Origin of the sequence: Vibrio sp. V39_P1S14PM300 (assembly GCF_009904765.1) — a bacterium.
Taxonomy (GTDB): Bacteria; Pseudomonadota; Gammaproteobacteria; order Enterobacterales; family Vibrionaceae; genus Vibrio; species Vibrio proteolyticus.
In genome coordinates this window covers 1-4,047 of sequence record NZ_WXWP01000376.1, presented here as the reverse complement: position 1 = coordinate 4,047, position 4,047 = coordinate 1, and the positions used below count along the sequence as shown (strand labels likewise).

Below are 4,047 nucleotides of genomic sequence, written 5' to 3'. Positions count from 1 at the left end.
CCATAACTCATATTGGTGTTCTTTATTGAAATTTTCATTAATATTCAAAGTACCAACAGCGATAATACTAATTTGTTGTATTTAGGGTGCAGAGTATACGCGGAATCTTGTATCCTTAAACACAGGCCTTTGAACACAATAAAGATACCAAGTTTATGAATATAGGTTTAATCATTGCTCTCATCGCCATTTTGCTGGTTCTGGTGCTGGGTTATAACATCATGCTGCAGTACAAGCTCAAAGTGGAAACCGCACGCAAACAAGAGAGCGCACGATACGTTGCTATCATTGATGCAACAGAAGACCTGATCGGAAACGCGCACATCCTGCCATTCAGCAAAGATCTGCTGGTGTGTCTTAACAACCGCATTCTGGATGCGCTTGTCGCCATGTACGAGCTGGATCCGAAGAACAAACAGCTGGCGCAGCGCATCGATAACATGAAGCAGCAAATACAGCAGCTTAAAGACAACTATCAAGGCAATGAGTCCGCATCATTCAAAGTACCAAGCAGTGACAAGCAGGCGATTGTGATGTTGAAGCTGGTGAAACGTCTGCGCGACACCATTCGCTCCGAGCACAATAAAGGGCGTTTCGAAACGCAGGCATACGTGAATGAGAATGCGCGTCTGGAAACCATCCAAGTGCGCATCAATATTGAAAATGTGGTCAAACGCGCCAACGACGCAATGGTGAGAGGCCAGCCCGGTACCGCTTTGCAACTGTTGCGTAAAGGTCTGGATGTGCTCAGTACCAAAAATGACAACTATTCAACTCAGGCACGCGAAAAACTTCAGGCCATGCACGATGAACTGGAGCAACGTCGTCAGACGAAAAGTGCCGCTGAATTGCAAATGATGGAAGAGAAAGAACGCGAAGACGATATGGAAGCGCTCTTTGGCGAAAAGAAAAAGTGGTAATATACTCTCCACCAGAAGTGTCACAAAGACCGCTTGATTGCGGTCTTTTTTATTATTGTTAGCCCGAATTATGATAAATACACAAGCCATCCAGAACTTACTGGCCCCCATCTCTCAGTTTCTGCATTGCGAAACACCCGATGCCTGGGTGAACGAAGCCAAAAAAGCAGAAAACCTCAAAACCGTTCTGATCGACCATCTCTTGTGTGAGTTAAAAGCCGGTCAGTCAGCCATGTACCTGATCCGCAAATACGCAGTGGACAAAGCCAGTGCTCACACTCTGTTGGACTGGTTCAAGCCTTATGAGGATTTCGCTTACCGTAAAAGTGGTTCTCTGGCGACGTTAAAAGGCAAAAGTACTGTATCCAAAACCATCATGGCGAAGTCAGACTCGCCATACAGTCATGAACTGATTGATAAGATGGTGCTGTTGATCAAAGAAGAGCTGCATCACTTTTATCAGGTTCTTGAGATCATGGCAGAACGCGGTATCGTTTATGAACCAGTGACAGCCAGTCGCTATGCGAAAGGTCTCTTGTCACACATGGCCACACACGAACCACAAACGCTGGTCGATAAATTGATCATTGGCGCCTACATTGAGGCTCGATCTTGTGAACGCTTTGCCAAACTCGCACCGCATATGGATGAGGACATTGGCCGCTTTTACGTGTCATTACTACGTTCAGAGGCACGCCATTATCAGGATTATCTGACGCTGGCCGAAGAAATTGCAGGAAAAGACATCCGTGAACGAGTGACATTCTTTGGTGAGATAGAAGCACAGCTCATCTTGTCCAAAGATGATGATTTTAAGTTTCACAGTGGTGTGCCGACAGCAGCCTGAGTGATCAAAACATCACGATAGAGGCCAGCATATCGCTGGCCTTTGTGTGGTGCTAACTCAAACCAATGATGCGTTGATTTGAGCCAGTACGTCTGCCGGGTTGGCAGCCTGAGTGATCGGGCGACCAATCACCAAATAATCGGAACCCGCCGCTACGGCTTCCACTGGTGTCATCACTCTACGCTGATCCGCAGCTTCTGTACCTGCAGGACGAATACCAGGCGTCACCAATTTAAACGTCTGACCCAGAGAGGATTTCAGCATGCTGGATTCCTGCGCCGAGCATACAACCCCGTCCAAACCCGCGTTTTTGGTCAGTGTCGCCAGACGCATAACCTGCTCCTGGGGTGCCACATCCAAACCAATCCCTCTTAGATCCGATTGATCCATACTGGTCAGAACCGTCACACCAATCAAAAGAGGCCGGTCTTTTCCATAAGGCTCAAGGATTTCTCTGGACGCCGTCATCATGCGTTCGCCACCGCTGGCATGCACGTTGACCATCCATACTCCCAATTCTGCCGCTGCGCGAACAGCCTTAGAACACGTGTTCGGGATATCGTGGAACTTGAGGTCCAGGAACACAGAAAAGCCTCTGCGGTGCAGCTCTTGGACGAAATCAGGACCAAACAACGTAAACATCTCTTTGCCAACCTTCAGACGACAAGTGCTTGGATCGATTCGGTCAACGAATGCCAATGCATCAGCCTGATTGTCATAATCCAGTGCAACGATAACTTTCTGGTCGATCATTTCATCTCCTATTTCTCTTTATTGAGCCTAAAAAAAGGCAGCGGGATCATCGCTGCCATTTGTGATTGGATGTCCAATCGTTCCAAATCTATTCACCGTCCAAACCACGAATCGGTTTGATACTGCCCCACCCTTTACAAGACGGACAATGCCAGTACATCGAATGCGTCGAGAAGCCACACTTACGGCAGCGGTAATGCGGTTTGACTTTCAACTGCTCACCAACCAGCTTCTGCAATGTACTCAGACTTTCTTTCGCACGACCCTCTTCGGCCTCCGCCAAATGGTAGTCCATCAGACGGTAGAAGCCTTTCATGGTCGGGTTCTTCACCAGTTGCCTTGTCAGCAGCTCCTGAGCGGCGCCAACCCCATCATGCTGAGCCACTAGCTGAGCTAACATCAGCTCAGCCGAGACGCCAGCCTTGTTGGCAATACACTGACGCAGAAACTCAACTAAGCCATCTTCCTGACCAATATGGTGATAGCATTCCGCCAGCGTCGGTAAAACCTCACCGATAAAATCGATATCCTGATCGATCACCTGTTCCATGTAGTCGATGGTTTTCTGGTAATCTTCGTTTTCCAGATACAACTTGCCCAGAGCGATACTCGCCCGAACACATTTAGGATCTTCGGTGAGGGCACGTTTGAAGTTCTGGATTGCTTTGGCATTGTTGCCGTCCGCTTTTTCAATCATCGCCAGTTCACACCAGAAATGCGCGATGGTACTTCGCATGCGCTTGCGACCCATTTTGACCAATAGGTGCGCGTAATGGATAGCTTTGGTCCATTCTCTGGTCTGTTGATAAATGGCCACTAATTGATGCAAAGCGGCTTCACGATGATCCGGTTCATCCACTAATTGTTCGAAGATTTTTTCTGCGCGATCCAGAAAACCTGACACCATATAGTCTTTGGCCAGCTGCTGAAGGGCGATGTTCTTCTGATCAACGGTCAGCCCAGAGCGGGAAATTAAGTTCTGGTGTATCCGGATGGCACGGTCAACCTCCCCGCGAGAGCGGAACAGATTCCCCAATGCCAGGTGGGTATCGATGGTTTCGTTATCAACCTGGAGCAGTTCGATAAAGTGATCGACTGCCTTATCCGATTGATCAGACAGCAGCAAATTCAGACCAGTAACATACTGGCGAGAAATTTGATTGGATTGTTTTTGCTTATCTTGTTGAGCACTGCGATTCCCCATATACCACCCGTAGGCAGCGGCAATCGGCAGCAACAAGAACAGTATTTCAAGCATTAATAAACAACCTACTCACTTACGCTTGGGGTTTGTTTTCAACCGACGTATCGTTGTCTTTACTGGTTTTTTTCAGCTGTCTGTTCAGTTTTCTCAGCTGTAACTGAGTTTTGAACTGCATACTGCCAAAAATAGCACCTGCAAGCGCAAAACCAACGACAAAGACAACACCCAGTAAGGTTGAAAGATGGAATTCACCCTGCGCGACCAGATAATTGAAAGTCACGACTTCCTGATTTTGAGAGCCTAGCGCGAGAGCAATAATAAAT

At 47.7% G+C, this 4,047-nt stretch carries 5 protein-coding genes; 2 read left to right on the top strand and 3 right to left on the bottom strand.

Annotation, left to right across the window (positions count from 1 at the left end; translation table 11 throughout):
* Window positions 1-155: 155 nt before the first annotated feature.
* On the top strand, window positions 156-920 hold the full coding sequence (locus CAG65_RS19525) for a hypothetical protein (protein WP_021704023.1): 765 nt from the start codon (window positions 156-158) through the stop codon (window positions 918-920).
* A gap of 70 nt (window positions 921-990) precedes the next feature.
* Window positions 991-1,767 (top strand): tRNA isopentenyl-2-thiomethyl-A-37 hydroxylase MiaE, encoded by a 777-nt coding sequence (gene miaE, locus CAG65_RS19520; RefSeq protein WP_161454695.1) that lies wholly within the window; start codon window positions 991-993, stop codon window positions 1,765-1,767.
* Between the two features lie 57 nt (window positions 1,768-1,824).
* Here miaE and pyrF read toward each other — a convergent pair whose 3' ends face one another.
* The 3 genes from pyrF to CAG65_RS19505 all read right to left on the bottom strand — a co-directional run.
* Window positions 1,825-2,520, bottom strand: coding sequence for an orotidine-5'-phosphate decarboxylase (gene pyrF, locus CAG65_RS19515; protein ID WP_161454694.1), 696 nt, complete (start codon window positions 2,518-2,520; stop codon window positions 1,825-1,827).
* A gap of 88 nt (window positions 2,521-2,608) precedes the next feature.
* Window positions 2,609-3,778 (bottom strand): lipopolysaccharide assembly protein LapB, encoded by a 1,170-nt coding sequence (gene lapB / locus CAG65_RS19510; protein ID WP_021704020.1) that lies wholly within the window; start codon window positions 3,776-3,778, stop codon window positions 2,609-2,611.
* Window positions 3,779-3,797: 19 nt separating this feature from the next.
* Window positions 3,798-4,047, bottom strand: a 250-nt coding sequence (locus tag CAG65_RS19505) for a LapA family protein (RefSeq protein ID WP_161454693.1), incomplete at its 5' end; no start/stop codon positions are given.